This is a genomic window from Pantoea sp. YU22 (genome assembly GCF_003970755.1).
Classification (GTDB): Bacteria; Pseudomonadota; Gammaproteobacteria; order Enterobacterales; family Enterobacteriaceae; genus Pantoea; species Pantoea piersonii.
In genome coordinates this window covers 508,080-526,731 of sequence record NZ_RYDU01000001.1, presented here as the reverse complement: position 1 = coordinate 526,731, position 18,652 = coordinate 508,080, and the positions used below count along the sequence as shown (strand labels likewise).

The window sequence follows — 18,652 nt, the reverse complement described above, 5'->3', positions numbered from 1 at the left end:
TTCGTTTCCGGCAATGCCTGCAAGCAGGCGTTGCACCTCAAGTTAGAAGGGTAATCAACCATGGGATTCAAATGCGGTATCGTGGGCCTGCCGAACGTCGGTAAATCCACCCTGTTCAACGCGCTGACTAAAGCGGGCATCGAAGCGGCTAACTTCCCCTTCTGCACCATTGAGCCCAACACCGGCGTAGTGCCGATGCCGGATCCGCGCCTTGATCAGCTGGCGGAGATCGTCAAACCGCAGCGCCTGGTGCCGACCACCATGGAGTTCGTTGATATCGCGGGCCTGGTAAAAGGCGCGTCGAAAGGCGAAGGCCTGGGCAACCAGTTCCTGACCAATATCCGCGAAACCGAAGCGATCGGCCATGTGGTGCGCTGCTTCGAAAATGAAAACATCATTCACGTCGCGGGCAAAGTGAACCCGGCGGAAGATATCGACGTCATCAATACCGAACTGGCGCTCTCCGACCTTGAGACCTGCGAGCGCGCCATTCAGCGCGTGCAGAAGAAAGCCAAAGGCGGCGATAAAGATGCGAAAATCGAGCTGGCCGCGCTGGAGAAGTGTCTGCCGCACCTGGAAAACGCCGGGATGCTGCGCGCGCTGCAGCTTGATGCCGACGAGAAAGCGGCGATCCGCTATCTCAGCTTCCTGACGCTGAAGCCGACCATGTACATCGCTAACGTCAACGAAGATGGTTTCGAGAACAACCCTTACCTGGATCAGGTGCGCGCGATCGCCGAAGCGGAAGGCTCAGTAGTCGTGCCGGTTTGCGCGGCGGTGGAATCAGATATCGCCGAGCTGGACGATGAAGAGCGCGACGAGTTTATGGCCGAGCTGGGTCTGGAAGAGCCGGGCCTGAACCGTGTTATCCGCGCCGGTTATGCGCTGCTGAACCTGCAGACCTACTTTACGGCCGGCGTGAAAGAAGTACGCGCCTGGACGATTCCGGTCGGCGCTACTGCACCGCAGGCGGCGGGCAAAATCCATACCGATTTTGAGAAAGGCTTTATCCGCGCGCAGACCATCGCGTTTGAAGACTTTATCGCTTATAAAGGCGAACAGGGCGCGAAAGAAGCGGGCAAGATGCGTTCAGAAGGGAAAGAGTACATCGTGAAAGATGGCGATGTGATGAACTTCCTGTTTAACGTCTAATCCTTTTAATTTACTGCGGTTATCGCTTCTCCTGCGGCGCGATAACGCCTTAAAATCCACGCCAGCGCGCGTGGATTTTTTTTAACTGAAATTCAGCCGTGCCTGGCTTTGACAGACTTTCATAAACGGACTTAGTGATGAAACCTCAATTACTCGTAACGCTACTTACCGCAGCAGCCGTTGCCGGTTGCGCGCCTCTCGCGCCGAAAGATTGCCATAAAACCCGTGCGCTTGATGCTTGCACCTACCACCGCTCGGGCAAAGTGTCAGATAAGGATAGTTATGGCGTGCAGGCGTCCGGCATTAAAAAAGCACTGGATGCTGCGCTTACACAGCCGCACGCCTGGAACGGTAAACGATGCAATGTGCACCTGGATTTTAAAATCGATGGCACCCTGCAAAATTTCATTATCAAGGGCGGCGATAAAGATTACTGTTTTGCTCTGGCCGAAGCGGCTACGCGAGCCAGGTTCCCCGCCTTTGCCGACCAGCATATTTACGACATGATGGGATCGGCGCGCTGGAATATGCAAGGGCAACCCTGAGCAACCATCCGCGATTCCTTCCTGCCAGACGATACTTGCTCTGGAGCCGTGCTGATGTGATAAATCCTTTCAAGTATGCTGTAACTAAGTCAGCAGGCTGCACCAGGCTCACAACCTGTGACAATCCAGCCTGCGCTCCCTGCCCGGCCGCGTTACGCGCCGAATAAAAGCCTTTGCAAAGCCGCAGAGAAAGGGATAATACCCCACCGCTTTCCGACAAAGGACCGACGATGCGCGACACACCGCAGGGCAACCTGACCCGCAAAAAACATATGAAGCTGAGCACGCTCGTCACGCTGATGATCGGTGCGGTCGTGACCTTCGTACTGCTGAGCGTGCATCTGCTCTACTTCTTTCAAATCGGCAACGCCACGCAAAAGCAGCTGGAAGACAAAGCGTTGGCCGTTGCGCGTACGCTGGCGGACGTACCGGCGATCCAGCAGGCGCTTCGCGCATCGCCGAACGCCGACATTATCCAGCCCATCGCCCGCGCGGCGCAGCAGCACAATAATCTGCTGTTCGTGGTGGTGACCAATATGCAGGGTATTCGCTACTCCCATCTTAATCCGGCGCTGATCGGCCAGCATTTTATCGGCGACGATATTAACCCTGCGCTGCAGGGTAAAGAGAACGTCTCGGTCAACCGCGGCTCGCTGGCGGAGGCGCTGCGCGTCTTTACGCCGGTCTATGACGCGCAGCAGCGGCAGATTGGCGTGGTCTCGATAGGCATCTCTCTGGAGGCAGTCAGCGTTCAGATCAACCAGAGCCGCTGGAGCATTATCTGGACCATTCTGATCGGCGCCCTGGCGGGCACGCTGGGCACGCTGGCGCTGGTAAAAACCCTGAAGCGCATACTCTTTGGTCTGGAACCCTGGGAGATCTCGTCGCTGTTTGAACAGCGCCAGGCGATTCTGCACTCGGTCAAAGAGGGCGTTATCGCGGTGGATGCGCATGCGGAGGTGTCGCTGATCAACGAGGCGGCGCAGAAGCTGCTGACGGATAACCGCGCCGGCAGTATGGACGACGCCAGCGTTATCCATACGCAGCTGCAGGAGACGCTGCGCACCGGCCGCGCGCGGCGCGACGAAGAGCTGAACCTCAACGGTCATGTGCTGTTGAGCAATACCGTGCCGGTCTACAGCCAGCAGCGACTGATCGGCGCAGTCTGCACCTTCAGGGATAAAACCGAAATCGCACAGCTTCTGCAGCGCCTGAGCGGCATGGTAAACTATGTCGACGCGCTGCGTGAGCGCTCGCATGAATTTATGAATAAGCTGCATGTCATTCTTGGCCTGCTGCATATGAAAAACTATGCGCAGGTCGAAGCCTATATTTTAAAGACGGCGAACAACTACCAGACCGAGATCGGTTCGCTGCTCGACAAAATTAAGTCGCCGGTGATCGCCGGTTTCCTGCTGAGTAAAATCAACCGCGCGTCGGACAGCGGCCATCGTCTGACGCTGAGCGACGCCAGCTTTTTGCCGGATATCGGCAACGAGCAGCAGATCGCCGTGCTGATTACCGTGCTTGGCAACCTTATCGAGAACGCGCTTGATGCGCTCGGCGAGGAAAATAACGGCGATATTCACGTGATGCTGCACTATCAGAACGGCTGGCTGGCGTGTGAAGTCAGCGATGACGGGCCGGGCATCGCAACCGATCAGCTGGATGCTATCTTTGACAAAGGCTTCTCGACGAAAGGCGAAGATCGCGGCGTCGGGCTTTATCTGCTGAAGCAGCAGACGGAAAGCCTTGGCGGCAGCGTCAGCGTTGAGTCGGAACCCGGCGTGTTTACCCAATTTTTTGTACAACTTCCCTGGGATGGAGGCAACAAAACCGCATGATCAATGTGTTAGTGGTCGATGATGATGCTATGGTCGCTGAGCTGAATCGCGTTTACGTCGGGCAGGTGCCGGGCTTTCACTGCGTCGGTACGGCGTCGACGCTGCAGCAGGCGAAAGAGATGATCCTCCACAGCGAGCCCGCCGTGGATCTGGTGCTGCTTGATATCTATCTGCAGCATGAAAACGGACTGGATCTGCTGCCGGAGCTGCGTGAGGCGAAACAGCCTGTCGAGGTGATCATTATTTCATCCGCCGCTGACGCTGCCACCATCAAAACCTCGCTGCACTACGGCGTGGTGGATTACCTGATTAAGCCGTTCCAGTTCCCGCGCTTTGAAGAAGCCCTGACCAACTGGCGGCAAAAGAAATCGCTGATGGATAACCATCTTTACTACCAGCAGGCTGAAGTCGATCAGCTGATCCACGGCAATCCCCCCACCAGCAACGACAGCAAACGGCTGCCGAAAGGGCTGACGCCGCAGACGCTGCGCACCCTGTGTCAGTGGATAGACGCCCATCCCGGCAGCGAATTCTCGACCGACGAACTGGCGGCGGAGGTCAATATCTCACGCGTCTCCTGCCGCAAATACCTTATCTGGCTGGCGCAGATCAATATCCTCTTTACCAGCATTCACTATGGTGCGACCGGCCGCCCGGTCTATCGCTACCGCCTGCAGCCGGAATATCACTCGCTGCTCAGGCAGTATTGTCAGTAACCAGCCGGTAGCTGTGGTCGTGCAGGCGAAACCTGAACTGGCGCGACGAGGAGCAGATCACCTCATGGTCGCGGGTAAGGAATATCGCCTCAATATGGGGCGTATCGCGCAGCGCCAGGAGGCTCTTCTCCACGCCCAGCCCATAGAGCAGCGTGGTATAGATATCGCCGTCGAGCGAGCGGTCGGAGATCACCGTAACGCTCAGCAGCTCGTTATCGAGCGGATAGCCGCTGCGCGCATCGAGAATATGGTGATAGCAGCGCCCGTCTCGCTCGAAGTAGCGCTCGTAGATCCCTGAAGTCACCACTGATTTGCCCGCCACCTCAATAACGCCAGTCAGCTCTTCGGCATTGCCAAATGGCGTTTTCAGCCCCACAGACCAGCCGCGGGTCTGCGGCGGCGCGCCGAGCGTCTGCACGTTACCACCCAGATTGATAAGCGCCCTTTCCACCCCCTGCTGGCGCAGAAAGCTGCGCACCCGATCGGCGATATAGCCTTTGGCGATAGCGCCCAGATCGATCTCCATGCCTGGCTGGCGCAGGAAAACGCTGAGCCGGCTGGGATCCAGCTCGACCTGGCGCGGATCGGTTAACGTCATCCGCTGTTCCAGCTCCGAGCGCGGCGGCACGCTGTTGCCCTGAAAGCCGATCTTCCAGCGCTTGACCAGCGGGCCGATAGTGAAATTAAACAGGCTTTCCGGCAGCAGGCTGACCTGATGGGCGCACTGGATCAGCTCGAACACCTCGCGGCTGACGCTTATCGCCTCTTTGCCTGCTGCATGGTTGACCGCCATCACCTCTGACTGGGCGCGGTTGACCGTGAGAATATTTTCATAATGGCGGATCAGGCGGAAAACCTGGGCGGCGAGGCTGGCGTTATCGTCAAAGAGTTTAAGCAGAATGGGCGAGCCCATTAGCACTGCGGAATAGGCGTAAACGCCTTCGTCGGCTGACATACTCGCCTCGGCTGTCAAAGTGAACCTGCGGCTGGCGAGGCCGCAGCGGGCGATCCTTCCACGCCCGCTACGCCACGCCGGGTACTTCTCTTCCGGCTACCAGCCGCAGACTAGCTGCGCGCCAGGGCCGCCGCGTTACGTCCGGCAAGGATACCAAAGATAATGATATCCGCCACGGCATTGCCGCCGATGCGGTTGGCACCGTGGATGCCGCCGACTACTTCGCCCGCCGCCCAGGCGCCGCGGATCGGCTGTTTATTGCTGTCGAGCACTGCGGTATCGGTATTAATGGTCACGCCGCCCATGGTGTGATGCACCCCTGGCGCCACGCGAATAGCGTAGAAAGGTCCCTGATTAAGCGGATGACGCAGCGCCGTGGTGCGGCCGAAATCCTCATCTTTCTGGTCCACGACGAACTGGTTGTAGCGCGCCAGCGTCTCTTCCAGCGTGGTGTGCTCCATATTGAGTTTCACCGCCAGCTCGCCCACGGTTGGGGCACTGATAACAAAGCCCTTGGCGATATACTCATCCGCCGCTTTGTTGTTCGCCCGCACCTGCTCGTCGAAAACCACCCAGGCGCTTTTCTCAGGCAGCGCGATAATCTGCGCGGAAACTTTGTCGCGCGTCTCCATCTCGTTAAAGAAGCGTTTGCCCTCCTGCGACACCAGGATCGCGCCGCCGCCGCGAATCGACTCGGAGATAAGATAAGAGGTGGTCTGCTCGACGGTAGGATGGATCTGGATTTCGCCCATATCCACGGTATCCGCGCCCAGCTTCTGCAGCATAGCGATACCGCTGCCGGTAGCGCCTTTATGGTTGGTCGTGACGAAACCATCCAGCTCCGGGCGGTATTTCACGACCATCTCGCGGTTGGCGCTAAAGCCGCCGGTGGCGACAATAACGCTTTTCGCATAGAGGATGCGGCTGTCGTAGTACTCATCCACCACCTTCACGCCGGTGACCGCGCCGTTCTCAGTGAGAATTTCCGCGACCGAGGTATCGAGCAGCACTTCAATGTTGCGCTTGTTGATGTTTTTCACCAGGCCGCTGATCAGGTAGCCGCCGACCGCCGAGCGATCCGCAGGACGGTGCGTACGGTCGATGCTCATCCCACCGGTGATGGTGATATCGTTCAGCTCAATGCCGTGGTCGGCCAGCCAGTCGATCGCCTCCGGCGCCAGCTCGACGAACTCGCGCAGCAGCACCGGATTGTTTTTGTTCTGGCCGCCTTTCAGCGTCTCCTGATAGAAGAGCTCTTTGCTGTCCTTGATGCCTTTCATCGCCTGGAAACGGGTTTCCGCCGCGTTCATGCCCACCGAGGCTTTGATGGTGTTGCCGCCGATGGTCGGCATTTTCTCGATAATCACCACCCGCGCGCCTTCGTCATGCGCCTGGATGGCCGCCGCCAGGCCTGCGCCGCCGCTGCCGATGACCACGACGTCGTAGTTTTGCGGCGCGGCGGGGTTGCCGCCCTCTTCAATCACATACTCTTTGCTGGAGGTAGAAAGCGCGCGCGATACCGCTTTTTTCAGCGCCTCGCTCTGGGTAGTCGCGCCGGTAATGGCATCGACGTGCGGGCTGTTGGCGACCAGCATCCGGTTACGCAGGCTTTCAAAGGTTTCGGTGAAATCGACGTCCAGCGTATCGTCCGGCACCATTGAGATGTCAGTGATACGGTCGGTATCCAGCGTGACGTTGATTTTCAGCTTCAGCGCTTCCGCCTCGACTTTTTCCTGATAGACGCCCGCCTTATATTTGCGGCCCGGCGCGCTGACTTCGCGGATCATCGCGTCCACCAGCGAGAAGCGCCACAGCGGCTCCGGGATCATCAGGGCTTCGCGCTGGGTGCTGTCGATATAGAGATCGAGATGCTCATTATTCAGGACGCGATCCGCCCAGTCCGGATAGGCGATGCAGGCTTTACCGATCGCCACCAGGTCGTAGCCATGCTCCAGCCCCTTCTCCGCATCCGCTTTATTCACCACGCCGCCCACACCAATCACCGGCACCTTCGCCAGCCGCTCAGAGCGCTGCGCAATAAATTTGTCGATCAGCGGCGTGGGATCCTGGGTGTCAACGATGGAGGGACGCAGCAGCTGACCAACCGAGAAGTGCACATAGTCAAGCCCGCGCTCCGCCAGTTTCTCCAGCAGATAGAGCGTGTCGGCAAAGCGAATGCCAGGCACTTCGATCTCTTCCGGCGAGAAGCGATAGCCGATAATAAAGGTGTTGTGTGCGATGCGCTCCGCCATCTTATGGGCGATATCCAGCACCGCCAGCGGGAAACGGGCGCGATTTTCGCGGCTGCCGCCCCACTTGTCGTCGCGCTGGTTGGAGTTTGGGGAATAGAACTGCTGAATCAGGTAGGTGTTGGCGCCGTGCAGTTCGACGCCATCGAAGCCCGCTTTGATGGCGCGGTTCACCGCGTCGCCGAATTTCGTGATCATCACGTCGACTTCATCAGCGGTCAGCGCCTGCGGCGTGGTCGCGCCTTCGCGCGGCGCGGCGATAGCGCTGGGGCCGACCGGCGTTTTACCGCCGATCAGCTCAGGTTCGACCATACGGCCGCCGTGGTAGATCTGCAGAATGGCCGTTGATCCCTGGGATTTGATCGCGTCGGCGATGCGAGCGAGGCCGGCGATTTTATTGTCGTTGTCGATGGCGATTGCGCCAGGAAAGGCGGGACCTTTAGCGTCGATGAAGCAGCACTCGACGATAACCGTGCCAAGCGTACCGGCGCGTGCGCGATAGTACTCCACCAGCTCGCTGGTTACGGTGCCGTCGTAAAATCCTGTACAGGTGGTCATCGGTGCCATGACCAGACGATTTTTTAATACCGCGCCGTTCGGCAAAGTCAGCGGATTTAAAAGCGGGGTGCGAGTATTCATTTAGATTAACTCCGGAAATTAAAAGCTGAAAAATTCTTGCGGACGAGGCATGCTGGCAATTATTAAAAGGTCCGACTTCATACCCCTAATATACCAGTTACTTTAGATACAAAAGAAATGAATATAGTTATAAAACTTTTGAAGTAGCGGAGTTATTTATTTTGCAAAGCTTGATATTTTAGTTATAGTAATGTTAGCGAAAGCGCAGGGAAAATCAAATTATTGTTAAGATTAAAAAATACTATAATCTTTTCAATAATCTATAATGAAGCGGATTTACAGAAAAAGGCGCTGATAACGCTGCTTTTTGGTAAGGATTTTTCTTAAGACGGCGATATGAATTTTAAAGAAAGCGAGCGCTTAAAAAGCCGAACTCACTCTTTGATCCAGATCAAAATTTACTATTTCGCCAGGCGCATCATATAGTCACAGCGCAAAGGTTTATTTAATAAAGTTGTCATCTGAAGACGTTATTCAATAAGGTTTTGCTGCAAGCATTCTGCGCACGTTAATTATCAAAAGCGCATCAGCAAAGCCGACATTCTCTTCTTTATAACTTGCAGACCTTCACTATGAACATGAAAAAACCGCTGAACGAAGCCGCGCAACCTGCGCCCGTCCCGCCGCCGGGACAACATAAACGCTGGCTTATGCTGGCCCTTCCCATCGTGGTCGCCGTACTGCTGCTGCTGGTGCCGACGCCAGCGGGCCTTGAGCCCTACGCCTGGCACTTTTTCGCCATCTTTGTCGGCGTGATTGTCGGCCTGATCTTCGAGCCACTGCCGGGTGCGGTGATCGGTCTGACCGGCGTGGTGATTATCGCCCTCTTTAGCCAGTATGTGCTGTTCAGCCCCGCCGAGCTGGCGAAGCCCGGCTTTAAGATCGCCACAGAGTCCTTTAAGTGGGGCGTAAGCGGTTTCGGCAACTCCACCGTCTGGCTGATTTTCGGCGCCTTTATGTTCGCCGCCGGCTACGATAAAACCCAGTTTGGACGCCGGCTGGCGCTGATCCTGGTGAAGTATCTCGGCCGCCGCAGCCTGACGCTCGGCTACGCCATTACCTTCGCCGATCTGCTGCTGGCACCCTTTACTCCCTCAAACACCGCGCGCAGCGGCGGCACCATCTACCCGATTATCGCCAACCTGCCGCCGCTCTACGGTTCTAAACCCAACGACCCAAGCGCGCGCCGCATCGGCTCTTATCTGATGTGGGTCGCCATCACCGCCGCCTGTATCACCAGTTCAATGTTCCTGTCGGCGCTGGCGCCGAACCTGCTGGCGCTGGCGCTGGTGAAAAGCGTCATTGGCTTCGATATCTCTTGGGGCATGTGGTTTATCGCGTTCCTGCCGCTCGGCGTGCTGCTGATCCTGACGATGCCGCTGCTCGCCTACTGGCTCTACCCGCCGGAAGTAAAAGTTAACGATGAAGTGCCGCGCTGGGCCACCGCCGAGCTGCAAAAGCTGGGCAAACTGTCGCGCAATGAGATTCTGCTGCTGATCTTTGTAGTGTGTGCGCTGCTGATGTGGATTTTCGCCACCGCCTGGATTGAACCGGCAATGGCCGCGCTGCTGGTTATCGTGCTGATGCTCTGGACCGGCGTGCTGAACTGGACCGATATCACCAGCAACAAAGCAGCGTGGAATACCTTCGCCTGGTTCGCCACTCTGGTGGCGCTGGCGGACGGGCTGGCGCGCGTCGGCTTTATCGCCTGGCTGGGCAAAGAGGGCGGCATGCTGCTGCAGGGTTACGATCCGCAGGTCTCTGCCGTGGTGCTGCTGATCGCCTTTTATCTGTTGCACTACCTGTTCGCCAGTACCACCGCGCATACCACTGCGCTGCTGCCTGCGATGCTCACTATCGCCGCGGCGATTCCGGGCATCAACATGCCGGTGTTCTGTCTGATGCTCTGTACCTCACTCGGCGTGATGGGAATTATCACCCCTTACGGCACCGGCCCCAGCCCGATTTACTACGGCAGCGGCTATCTGCCCACGAAAGATTACTGGCGTCTGGGCACCATTTTCGGCCTGCTGTTCCTGGTGCTGCTGATGCTGGTCGCCTACCCGTGGATGGTCATGATGTTCTAAAGCAGGCGACGAGACAGGTTAATAAAGTGTAAAATCTTTTTCCTTCTGCTTACGTCAGCCGCGTCCCGCGCGGCTGACGAAATAACAACCAACAATAGTTGCGGCTGTTCGCCTCGCGCTGCGCGAGCCGACAAGCCGTGTTAAGTGAGCCGAGATGTCGAATAAACCTTTCTACTATCAAGAACCCTTTCCGCTGTCCCATGATGACACCCAGTACTATCTGCTGACCCGCGAGCACGTTTCCGTCGCCAGCTTCGAGGGCGAAGAGGTGTTGAAGGTCGATCCGAAAGCGCTGACCCTGCTGGCGCAGCAGGCGTTTCACGACGCCTCCTTTATGCTGCGTCCGGCGCACCAGCAGCAGGTCGCCTCTATTCTGGCGGACCCTGAAGCGAGCGAAAACGATAAATATGTCGCCCTGCAGTTTCTGCGCAACTCGGAAATCGCCGCTAAAGGCGTACTGCCGACCTGCCAGGATACCGGCACCGCGATCATTATGGGTAAAAAAGGCCAGCGCGTCTGGACCGGTGGCGGCGATGAAGCCGCGCTGTCGCAGGGCGTCTATAACACCTTTATCGAAGATAACCTGCGCTACTCGCAGAACGCCGCGCTCGATATGTACAACGAGGTGAATACCGGCACCAACCTGCCGGCGCAAATCGACCTCTACAGCACCGACGGCGATGAGTATAAATTCCTCTGCATCGCCAAGGGCGGCGGTTCCGCCAATAAAACCTATCTCTATCAGGAGACCAAGGCGCTGCTCAGTCCCGGCAGGCTGAAGAACTATCTGGTAGACAAGATGATGTCGCTCGGCACCGCCGCCTGCCCGCCCTACCATATCGCGTTTGTGATTGGCGGCACCTCGGCGGAGAGCACGCTGAAAACCGTGAAGCTCGCCTCGACGCACTATTACGATAGCCTGCCGACCAGCGGCAACGAGCATGGCCAGGCGTTTCGCGATCTGGCGCTGGAGCAGGAATTGCTGGAAGCGGCGCAGCAGCTGGGTCTGGGCGCGCAGTTTGGCGGCAAATATTTCGCGCACGATATTCGCGTGATCCGCCTTCCGCGCCACGGCGCCTCTTGTCCGGTGGGGATGGGCGTCTCCTGCTCGGCGGATCGCAATATCAAAGCGAAGATTAACCGCGACGGCATCTGGATTGAGAAGCTGGAAGATAACCCGGCGCAGTATATTCCTGACGCGCTGCGCCAGCAGGGCGAAGGCGGCGTGGTCAGCGTCGATCTTAACCGCCCGATGAAAGCGATCCTGGCTCAGCTGTCAGCCTGTCCGGTTTCTACGCGTCTTTCGCTGAGCGGCACCATTATCGTGGCGCGCGATATCGCACACGCGAAGCTGAAAGAGCGCATCGACAGTGGCGAAGGGCTGCCGCAGTACGTGAAAGATCACCCGATCTACTACGCCGGTCCGGCGAAGACGCCTGCAGGCTACGCCTCTGGCTCGCTTGGCCCGACCACCGCTGGCCGCATGGATTCCTATGTCGATCTGCTGCAGTCGCACGGTGGCAGCATGATTATGCTGGCGAAAGGGAACCGCAGCCAGCAGGTGACGGATGCCTGCCATAAGCACGGCGGTTTCTATCTCGGCAGTATCGGTGGTCCGGCTGCCGTCCTGGCGCAGCAGAGCATCAAGAAGCTGGAGTGCGTGGAGTATGCCGAGCTGGGCATGGAGGCGATCTGGAAAATTGAGGTCGAAAACTTCCCGGCGTTTATCCTGGTAGATGATAAAGGCAACGACTTCTTTAAGCAGATCCAGGACAGCACCTGCGCGCGCTGCGTGAAATAACAACCTAACTACCCTGTAGTGGGCGTTACTTTTTTCGCTCACGCAGCTGGCAGGGTTCGATGGCAAAGATGCTTACCGCATCCCTGCTCACCCGGCCCGCGACATCTCTGTCGCGGGCCGTTTTACTTCTCGACGCCTGCCAGCCACGTAGTAAACTTTCGAGCTGCCTGCAAAAAGCTGTTTCAGGCGCATTGTGCGCGTATAACGCTGTAGCGGGTTACCAGAAACGCGGCACCTCCGCCGCCTCGCCCGCCAGCCGCCGATCGGCGTTGTCGCCATCGCGCATACTGGCTGCCTGACGGTCCGGCAGGTTAACGGCGATAATGCTGTACTCCAGACCGTCCAGCACGTCGTCATGTTCATTCAGCACGTTATAGATCTCGTTCATCAACATTCCTTATTCGTTTCGGCCTCAGGCCTGTCAGGAAGCACTCTCCTGACCTTGCCACAGCAATCTTACGCGGTTATGACAGTTAACAATGGGTCGAAAAAACGCTAATTGCACTGAGATAAATATGAAATAAAAACGGCGCGTTGCCCAGAGAGCAACGCGCCGCAGCCGGTAAATCAGAAGAAACCGAGCGGCTGCACGCTGTAGCTCACCAGCAGGTTTTTAGTCTGCTGATAGTGATCCAGCATCATCTTATGCGTTTCGCGCCCGATGCCCGATTTTTTATAGCCGCCAAAGGCGGCGTGCGCCGGATAGAGGTGGTAACAGTTGGTCCAGACGCGCCCCGCCTTAATGGCGCGGCCGACGCGATAAGCGCGGTTGATATCGCGCGTCCAGACGCCCGCGCCCAGCCCGTAAATCGAGTCGTTGGCGATGGCGATCGCTTCCGCTTCATCTTTAAAGGTCGTGATGCCTACCACCGGTCCGAAGATCTCCTCCTGGAAAACGCGCATACTGTTGTTGCCCTTCAGCAGCGTCGGCTGAATGTAATAGCCGCTGGCGAGATGCCCTTCCAGCTTCTCGACGCCGCCGCCGGTCAGCACTTCTGCGCCCTCCTGACGGGCAATCTCCAGGTAAGAGAGGATCTTGTCGAACTGCTGCTGCGATGCCTGTGCGCCGACCATGGTTTCGCTGTCCATCGGGTCGCCGCGCTTAATGGTTTTGATGCGTTTCATCACCGCCGCCATAAAGGGCTCGTAGATGGACTCCTGCACCAGCGCGCGTGACGGACAGGTACAGACTTCGCCCTGATTAAGGAAGCCGAGCACCACGCCTTCGGCAGCCTTCTCTATAAAGCTCTCCTCCGCCTGCATGATGTCTTCAAAGAAAATATTCGGCGACTTGCCGCCCAGCTCGACGGTCGAGGGGATCAAATTTTTCGCCGCCAGTTCGAGAATATGACCACCGGTCGCCGTAGAGCCGGTAAAGGCGACCTTGGCGATGTCGGGATGAGAGGCCAGCGCCTCGCCCGCCTCTTTGCCGTAGCCGTGCACCACGTTCAGCACGCCGGGCGGCAGCAGGTCCTTAATCAGTTCAACAAACAGCGTAATGCTCAGCGGCGTCTGCTCAGCTGGTTTCAGCACCACGCAGTTGCCCGCACCCAGCGCCGGCGCCAGCTTCCACGCCGCCATCAGCAACGGGAAGTTCCAGGGGATAATTTGCGCCACCACGCCCAGTGGTTCATGGAAATGATAGGCGGCGGTAAACTCATCAATCTCAGCGGCCGTGCCCTCCTGCGCCCGCACGCAGCCAGCGAAATAGCGGAAATGATCCACCGCCAGCGGCATATCGGCGGCCAGCGTTTCGCGCACCGGCTTACCGTTATCCCAGGTCTCATTCACCGCCATATATTCGAGGTTTTGCTCCAGCCGATCAGCGATCCTGAGCAGTGCCAGCGAACGCTGCTGCGGCGACGTTTTACCCCAGGCTTCGGCTGCGGCCTGCGCCGCGGCGACGGCATTGTCCACGTCTGCCTTGTCCGAACGCGGGAATTCCCCTGCCACCGAACCGTTAACCGGCGACGTGTTGGTGAAGTAGTTCCCGTTCACCGGCGGCACGAATTCGCCGTTGATAAAATTGCCGTAGGTTTTCTGGAGGTGAATCAGAGAACCCTGTTCTCCGGGAGAGGCGTAACGCATGGTAAATCTCCTTACAGGTCAGGAACTGAAACAACAATGAAACTTGCTGTTAACAATGAATGAACAAACCTAGCCTGTCAGATGTTGCTGTCGGAAACTGTGACCGCCGCAAAGGAAAAGCGCACCGCTCAGGCGCACGGATAATTCTGAGAACAGGCCGGGGTGCGGAAAAAAAGCGAAACTTCAGGCCGTATCAGGGTCAACAGAGGAGATTAATAACAGGAGAGTGACATGCTGGCTTCGGCTTTTACCCTTATGCGCGCAAAAGCAGACTTTATTCATCAGTTTATTCGCCATCCGCGCAAGATGGGCAGCATTACGCCCTCATCGGCAGCGCTCTGCCGCGCCATGAGCGACAGCGTCTGCTGGCGCAGCGCCCTGCGCGTCGCCGAACTCGGCGCAGGCGACGGCGTGCTGACGCGTCACCTGCTGGCGCGCATGCAGCCGCAGGCGGAACTGGACGTATTTGAGATTAGCGCGCCGCTGGCGGATAAGCTGCGTGCGCTGGAGGATAGTCGCATGCAGGTTCGCCACTGTTCAGCGGAGTATCTGAGCGGGGAGTATGACGCGATCATTTCCGGCCTGCCGCTGCTGTCGCTGCCGCCCGCGCTGCGCGACAACATTTTACGGGCGGTATTTAATGCGCTCGGACCGGACGGCATCTTCGTACAGTTTCAGTACACCTCGATGACTCAGCCCGATCTGTCACGCTACTTTACCTGGCAGCGCCAGCGGGTGCTGAAAAACGTGCCGCCCGCCTGGGTTTACCGCTGCAGACGCGGTTACGCTCCCTGCGCCTGACCCGCCTGCGGGCGCGTCTGTTGCCAGAACGCCACCAGCAGCTGTCGCGCCCAGTCAGTGCCCTCCATATCCGCGCCGCTGTCGCTGACCTCCTGCGGCAGACAGGCGCGCATAATGCGGCGCGAAAATTCAGGGTGAAACTGCACCGACAGCGCCTGCGGCGAATAGCGCAGGATCTGACAGCCATCTTTGTCCGATTTCGCCAGCACCTGCGCCTGCGGCGGCGGCGCAATCACCGACTGGCGGTGCGACAGCCAGGCGCTGAACCGGCCCGGAAACGCCGCAAGCAGTTCGTCGCGCTGCGCCGCCGTTTCACAGGTCAGCGGCAGCAGACCGCGTTCCCAGCCGTTGGGGTTGTCCGCCACCTTGCCGCCCAGCGCGTAGGCCATCAGCTGATGGCCGTAGCAGACGCCCAGCAGCGGCAGCTCAGCCTCTATCGCCGCCCGTACCCACGCCGCGCTACGCTCGCTCCAGTCGGCGTGATCGGTGACCATCGCCCAGGAGCCGCTGAGGATCGCGCCGCTGATCCGATCGAACTGCGGCAGGGACTCGCCCAGATGAGGACGCACAATCACATAATCATCGGGCAGCAGGCCAAGCGCCTCAATAAACCAGCGCGGCTGTTCGCCGATGCGTGCCGTTACCTCGGCAGGGGGAACTTCTAACTGAATCAGGGCAAGGGGCAAAGCAGAAGTGGATGTCATACCGAACCGGATCCTTACAGATAAACGTCTCGGTGAACCAGTCTGACAGCAAAGCGGCAGCTTGTCTTATGATTTTCCCGCACTTGTCATAACATAAAAATATTTACTGGCACCTGTCAGCGCCTCTCCGCTTCGTGCCATCATTAAGAGGTGGCGAAAAAATAACAGCGAAGGACAGGATTGTGGCATTGCGGCATTTTTTTCTGGTGTTGATGGTGGTTTCCATCTGGGCATTCAACAATGTGGCGGTAAAGTGGGGGCTGCTGGAGCTGCCGCCGCTGTTCCTTACCTGGATGCGCTTTGTGGTAGTGGCGATTGTGCTTATCCCCTTCTGTCGCATCACGCGTCAGCAGTTGCCCTGGCTGCTCGCGCTCGCCTTTACCTTCGGCTTTATGCACTTTTCGCTGCTGTTTGTCGGCATGCGCTATACCGACGCCGGTACCGGCGCGATTGTGGTGCAGCTCGGCACGCCTGTCGCCATGCTGCTGGCGATGGTGGTGCTGAAGGAGCAGCTGAAGGCTATCCAGCTGGTCGGCATCGCCATCTCACTGAGCGGCGTCGCGGTGCTCTCCGGCAGCCCGACCATACCCGCCTGGTGGGTGCTGGTTATTCTGCTCTGCAGCGCTACCGGCTGGGCGGTCAGCAATCTTATCGTCAAAAAATCGCCGCCGATTAAGCCCCTTACTATGACCGGCTGGATCGCTTTTCTGGCGGTACCCATCGTTGGGCTGTCGAGTTTTGTCATGGAATCGCATCAGTTCTACGCGCTGAGTCAGGCGGGATGGCGCGGCTGGTTCGGCATTCTCTACAGCGCCATCGCCTCTTCGATAGTCGCCTATACCCTGTGGTATGGCTTGCTGAAGAAGTACAACGTCAATCTGATTATGCCCTACTCGCTGCTGACCCCGGTGCTGTCGGTGCTGATGGGCATTGTGGTGCTGGGCGACAGCCTTAACAGCTTTAAAATCATCGGCGCCTCGCTGGTGATCTGCGGTACGGCGATAGCGGTCATCAACGTGCGCAGCCTGCGGATGCATGCGCGCTTCCCGCGCCTGCGCCGCCGCTGAAAAAGCGGTGCTATGCTCTGAATACCGTCTGTTTCTGGAGAACCATTATGGATTATCAGCTCGCCGCGTCACTGTGGCAGCAGCTGCGGCAAGGATTGCGTGGCTCTGATGACGTAACCGCCGCACCCACTTTTCTCGATACTGCCACCTTCTCATCCGCCTTTGCCGTCAGTGAACTGGCCGCCGCCAGCATCGGACTGGCGACGCAGGCGACGGCGGATTTCATCGGCAGTGACCAGCCGGTCAGCGTGAACGTGCGCCTCGCCTCGCGCTGGTTTCAGAGCAGCTTTGTTCCCCGCAACCGCCCCGCGCCCGCGCTCTGGGACGCTTTTGCCGGGGATTATCGCAGCGCCGACGGCTGGATCCGCCTGCATACCAATGCGCCGCATCATCGTGCAGCGATGACGCGCGTGCTGGGAGAGCAGCCCGACCGCGACGCGCTGGCGCACCAGGTGGCGCGCTGGCAGGCTGGCGCGCTGGAGCAGGCGATCGTCGATGCGGGCGGCTGCGCCGCGCAGATGCGCAGCGAACAGCAGTGGCAACAGCATCCGCAAGGTCAGGCGGTGCGCGAAGAGCCGCTGATCGACTGGCAACGCGGCGTCGCCGCCCCGGCGCGCCGCTGGCCGATGCCTGCTGCCCGACCGCTGCTCGGCGTGCGCGTTTTAGATCTGACACGCGTTATCGCCGGGCCGGTCGCGACGCGTTTTCTCGCCAGCCTGGGCGCGGAGGTACTGCGTATCGATCCGCCCGGCTGGCACGAGCCGACGCTGGATGAAGAGATTACCTGCGGCAAACGGCGCGCCGTGGTCGATTTTAAAACGGCGGCGGGCCGCGAGACGCTGCGCGAGCTGCTGGAACAGGCCGATCTGCTGGTGCATGGCTATCGCGCCGACGCACTCGAGCAGCTGGGGTTTGACGCTGAAACGCGCGCGACGCTGTCGCCGGGCCTGGTCGATATCGGCCTTAATGCCTGGGGCTGGCGCGGTCCCTGGCGCAACCGCCGCGGCTTCGACAGTCTGGTGCAGATGGCGTGCGGCATCGCCGATAGCGGCATGCGCTGGTCAGGACGCGAGACGCCGACCCCCCTGCCGGTTCAGGCGCTGGATCACGCAACGGGCTATCTGATGGCCGCCGCGGCGCTGGAAGGGTTGCGCCAGCGGCGCGCAAGCGGCTATGGCGTTCAGGCGCGACTGTCGCTGGCGCGCACCGCCCTGCTGTTGCAGCAGCATCCCAACAGGGAAAAGAGCCCCTCAGCGGGCATCCTCGCGCATCAGCACGATACGCTGCCGATGGTGGAACTTACGCCATGGGGAGTGGGTGAACGTCTGCGCGCCGCCGCACGACTGCCCGGCACGCCGCAGCTCTGCGCGACGCCGGGCTGTGCGCCGGGCAGGCATCCGGCGCGCTGGTAAAACCGGGCTGAGTTAGACCTGATCTTCGCCGTCGTCTCCGGCGGCTTCATTAAGCTCATCCCACATCGCCTGAATAGCCTCGCGGCTCAGCGCCGCCAGCGTGCGGTAGAAGGGCGTGGTGGCGTGCGCCTCGACCTTGCCGAGAAACGCGCCGCACCAGGGCAGCAGATAGCTATCGAACAGGGCAAACTGCGCCTCGCTTTCATCTTCCGCCGACTGATCTTCCAGCCAGGAAGCCGCCAGCATCAGCACGCCGAAATGGTCAGCTGGCGCATCGCTGAGCGGCATACCACGCGAGGCGAGAAAAGCGCGCACCTCCGGCTCTGGCTTGCCCTCCGGCCACTGAGAGGCGTAAGGCGGGACGCTACAGTCGGGGCCGACAAACAGCGCATTGTAATCCGCCGCCAGCGCCTGCGGATCGCTGTTTTGCTGCAGACGCTGCAGCAGCTCATCCTGCTCCAGCGGCCATTGCGCGCCAAGTTTGCCCTCGCGCAGCAGCGTAAACAGCGGGACCAGCAACGGATCCTGCGGCTGACGGTTAAACAGAGAGCCGATGACGCGGCACAGAATGGAAAACTCGTTCATGCACTAT

At 58.9% G+C, this 18,652-nt stretch carries 15 protein-coding genes; 9 read left to right on the top strand and 6 right to left on the bottom strand.

Annotated features, from left to right (window positions below):
- Positions 1–60 precede the first annotated feature (60 nt).
- The 4 genes from ychF (at position 61) to dcuR (ending at position 4,257) form a co-directional block, all read left to right on the top strand.
- Entirely contained in the window at positions 61–1,152 is a 1,092-nt protein-coding gene (gene ychF, locus EKL29_RS02535; RefSeq protein WP_126688780.1) for a redox-regulated ATPase YchF, read from the top strand.
- Positions 1,153–1,289: 137 nt separating this feature from the next.
- Positions 1,290–1,697 (top strand): cell envelope integrity TolA C-terminal domain-containing protein, encoded by a 408-nt coding sequence (locus tag EKL29_RS02530; RefSeq protein WP_126688779.1) that lies wholly within the window; start codon positions 1,290–1,292, stop codon positions 1,695–1,697.
- Between the two features lie 230 nt (positions 1,698–1,927).
- Complete coding sequence (locus EKL29_RS02525) at positions 1,928–3,541, top strand: sensor histidine kinase (RefSeq protein WP_126688778.1); 1,614 nt, start codon at positions 1,928–1,930, stop codon at positions 3,539–3,541.
- Positions 3,538–4,257, top strand: a complete 720-nt coding sequence (dcuR, locus tag EKL29_RS02520) for a two-component system response regulator DcuR (RefSeq protein ID WP_120452253.1) — start codon at positions 3,538–3,540, stop codon at positions 4,255–4,257. Before EKL29_RS02525 ends, dcuR begins: the two co-directional genes overlap by 4 nt.
- On the opposite strand, the gene EKL29_RS02515 is transcribed toward dcuR, so the two are convergent.
- Entirely contained in the window at positions 4,238–5,212 is a 975-nt protein-coding gene (locus EKL29_RS02515; protein WP_120452251.1) for an FAD:protein FMN transferase, read from the bottom strand. The genes dcuR and EKL29_RS02515 overlap by 20 nt on opposite strands.
- 110 nt (positions 5,213–5,322) lie before the next feature.
- On the bottom strand, positions 5,323–8,100 hold the full coding sequence (locus tag EKL29_RS02510) for a flavocytochrome c (protein WP_120452249.1): 2,778 nt from the start codon (positions 8,098–8,100) through the stop codon (positions 5,323–5,325).
- 578 nt (positions 8,101–8,678) lie between these two features.
- On the opposite strand from EKL29_RS02510, the gene EKL29_RS02505 reads away from it, so the two are divergent.
- Positions 8,679–10,187, top strand: coding sequence for an anion permease (locus tag EKL29_RS02505; protein ID WP_126688962.1), 1,509 nt, complete (start codon positions 8,679–8,681; stop codon positions 10,185–10,187).
- Positions 10,188–10,341: 154 nt separating this feature from the next.
- Positions 10,342–11,988, top strand: coding sequence for a class I fumarate hydratase FumA (gene fumA / locus EKL29_RS02500; protein ID WP_120452247.1), 1,647 nt, complete (start codon positions 10,342–10,344; stop codon positions 11,986–11,988).
- A 217-nt stretch (positions 11,989–12,205) separates the two neighbouring features.
- Here fumA and EKL29_RS23185 read toward each other — a convergent pair whose 3' ends face one another.
- Both EKL29_RS23185 and EKL29_RS02495 read right to left on the bottom strand, forming a co-directional pair.
- The gene (locus EKL29_RS23185; RefSeq protein WP_167456949.1) at positions 12,206–12,376 is read right to left on the bottom strand and encodes a hypothetical protein; all 171 of its coding nucleotides are present in this window, start codon (positions 12,374–12,376) and stop codon (positions 12,206–12,208) included.
- 179 nt (positions 12,377–12,555) lie between these two features.
- Positions 12,556–14,076: an aldehyde dehydrogenase family protein gene (locus EKL29_RS02495; protein WP_120452245.1), complete on the bottom strand. Its 1,521-nt coding sequence runs from the start codon at positions 14,074–14,076 to the stop codon at positions 12,556–12,558.
- A gap of 231 nt (positions 14,077–14,307) precedes the next feature.
- Here EKL29_RS02495 and EKL29_RS02490 point away from each other — a divergent pair, with 231 nt between their 5' ends.
- The gene (locus EKL29_RS02490) at positions 14,308–14,877 is read left to right on the top strand and encodes a class I SAM-dependent methyltransferase (protein ID WP_126688777.1); all 570 of its coding nucleotides are present in this window, start codon (positions 14,308–14,310) and stop codon (positions 14,875–14,877) included.
- Here the strand turns inward: EKL29_RS02490 and EKL29_RS02485 are convergent.
- Positions 14,859–15,581, bottom strand: coding sequence for a glutamine amidotransferase (locus EKL29_RS02485; RefSeq protein WP_126688776.1), 723 nt, complete (start codon positions 15,579–15,581; stop codon positions 14,859–14,861). The genes EKL29_RS02490 and EKL29_RS02485 overlap by 19 nt on opposite strands.
- A gap of 182 nt (positions 15,582–15,763) precedes the next feature.
- Here EKL29_RS02485 and EKL29_RS02480 point away from each other — a divergent pair, with 182 nt between their 5' ends.
- The gene (locus EKL29_RS02480; RefSeq protein ID WP_126688775.1) at positions 15,764–16,648 is read left to right on the top strand and encodes a DMT family transporter; all 885 of its coding nucleotides are present in this window, start codon (positions 15,764–15,766) and stop codon (positions 16,646–16,648) included.
- A 47-nt stretch (positions 16,649–16,695) separates the two neighbouring features.
- The gene (locus EKL29_RS02475; RefSeq protein WP_126688774.1) at positions 16,696–18,060 is read left to right on the top strand and encodes a CoA transferase; all 1,365 of its coding nucleotides are present in this window, start codon (positions 16,696–16,698) and stop codon (positions 18,058–18,060) included.
- A 12-nt stretch (positions 18,061–18,072) separates the two neighbouring features.
- Here EKL29_RS02475 and EKL29_RS02470 read toward each other — a convergent pair whose 3' ends face one another.
- Positions 18,073–18,645 (bottom strand): molecular chaperone, encoded by a 573-nt coding sequence (locus EKL29_RS02470; protein ID WP_120452235.1) that lies wholly within the window; start codon positions 18,643–18,645, stop codon positions 18,073–18,075.
- Positions 18,646–18,652 lie beyond the last annotated feature (7 nt).

Excerpts from the sequence above, each read along its gene's own strand:
- EKL29_RS02525 (WP_126688778.1), top strand. The coding sequence starts at position 1,928 with ATGCGCGACACACCGCAGGGCAACCTGACCCGCAAAAAACATATGAAG.
- EKL29_RS02470 (WP_120452235.1), bottom strand. The coding sequence starts at position 18,645 with ATGAACGAGTTTTCCATTCTGTGCCGCGTCATCGGCTCTCTGTTTAAC.
- EKL29_RS02515 (WP_120452251.1), bottom strand. The coding sequence starts at position 5,212 with ATGTCAGCCGACGAAGGCGTTTACGCCTATTCCGCAGTGCTAATGGGC.
- EKL29_RS02505 (WP_126688962.1), top strand. The coding sequence starts at position 8,679 with ATGAAAAAACCGCTGAACGAAGCCGCGCAACCTGCGCCCGTCCCGCCG.
- ychF (WP_126688780.1), top strand. The coding sequence starts at position 61 with ATGGGATTCAAATGCGGTATCGTGGGCCTGCCGAACGTCGGTAAATCC.
- EKL29_RS02510 (WP_120452249.1), bottom strand. The coding sequence starts at position 8,100 with ATGAATACTCGCACCCCGCTTTTAAATCCGCTGACTTTGCCGAACGGC.
- EKL29_RS02495 (WP_120452245.1), bottom strand. The coding sequence starts at position 14,076 with ATGCGTTACGCCTCTCCCGGAGAACAGGGTTCTCTGATTCACCTCCAG.
- EKL29_RS02485 (WP_126688776.1), bottom strand. The coding sequence starts at position 15,581 with ATGACATCCACTTCTGCTTTGCCCCTTGCCCTGATTCAGTTAGAAGTT.
- fumA (WP_120452247.1), top strand. The coding sequence starts at position 10,342 with ATGTCGAATAAACCTTTCTACTATCAAGAACCCTTTCCGCTGTCCCAT.
- EKL29_RS02530 (WP_126688779.1), top strand. The coding sequence starts at position 1,290 with ATGAAACCTCAATTACTCGTAACGCTACTTACCGCAGCAGCCGTTGCC.
- EKL29_RS23185 (WP_167456949.1), bottom strand. The coding sequence starts at position 12,376 with ATGAACGAGATCTATAACGTGCTGAATGAACATGACGACGTGCTGGAC.
- EKL29_RS02490 (WP_126688777.1), top strand. The coding sequence starts at position 14,308 with ATGCTGGCTTCGGCTTTTACCCTTATGCGCGCAAAAGCAGACTTTATT.
- EKL29_RS02475 (WP_126688774.1), top strand. The coding sequence starts at position 16,696 with ATGGATTATCAGCTCGCCGCGTCACTGTGGCAGCAGCTGCGGCAAGGA.
- dcuR (WP_120452253.1), top strand. The coding sequence starts at position 3,538 with ATGATCAATGTGTTAGTGGTCGATGATGATGCTATGGTCGCTGAGCTG.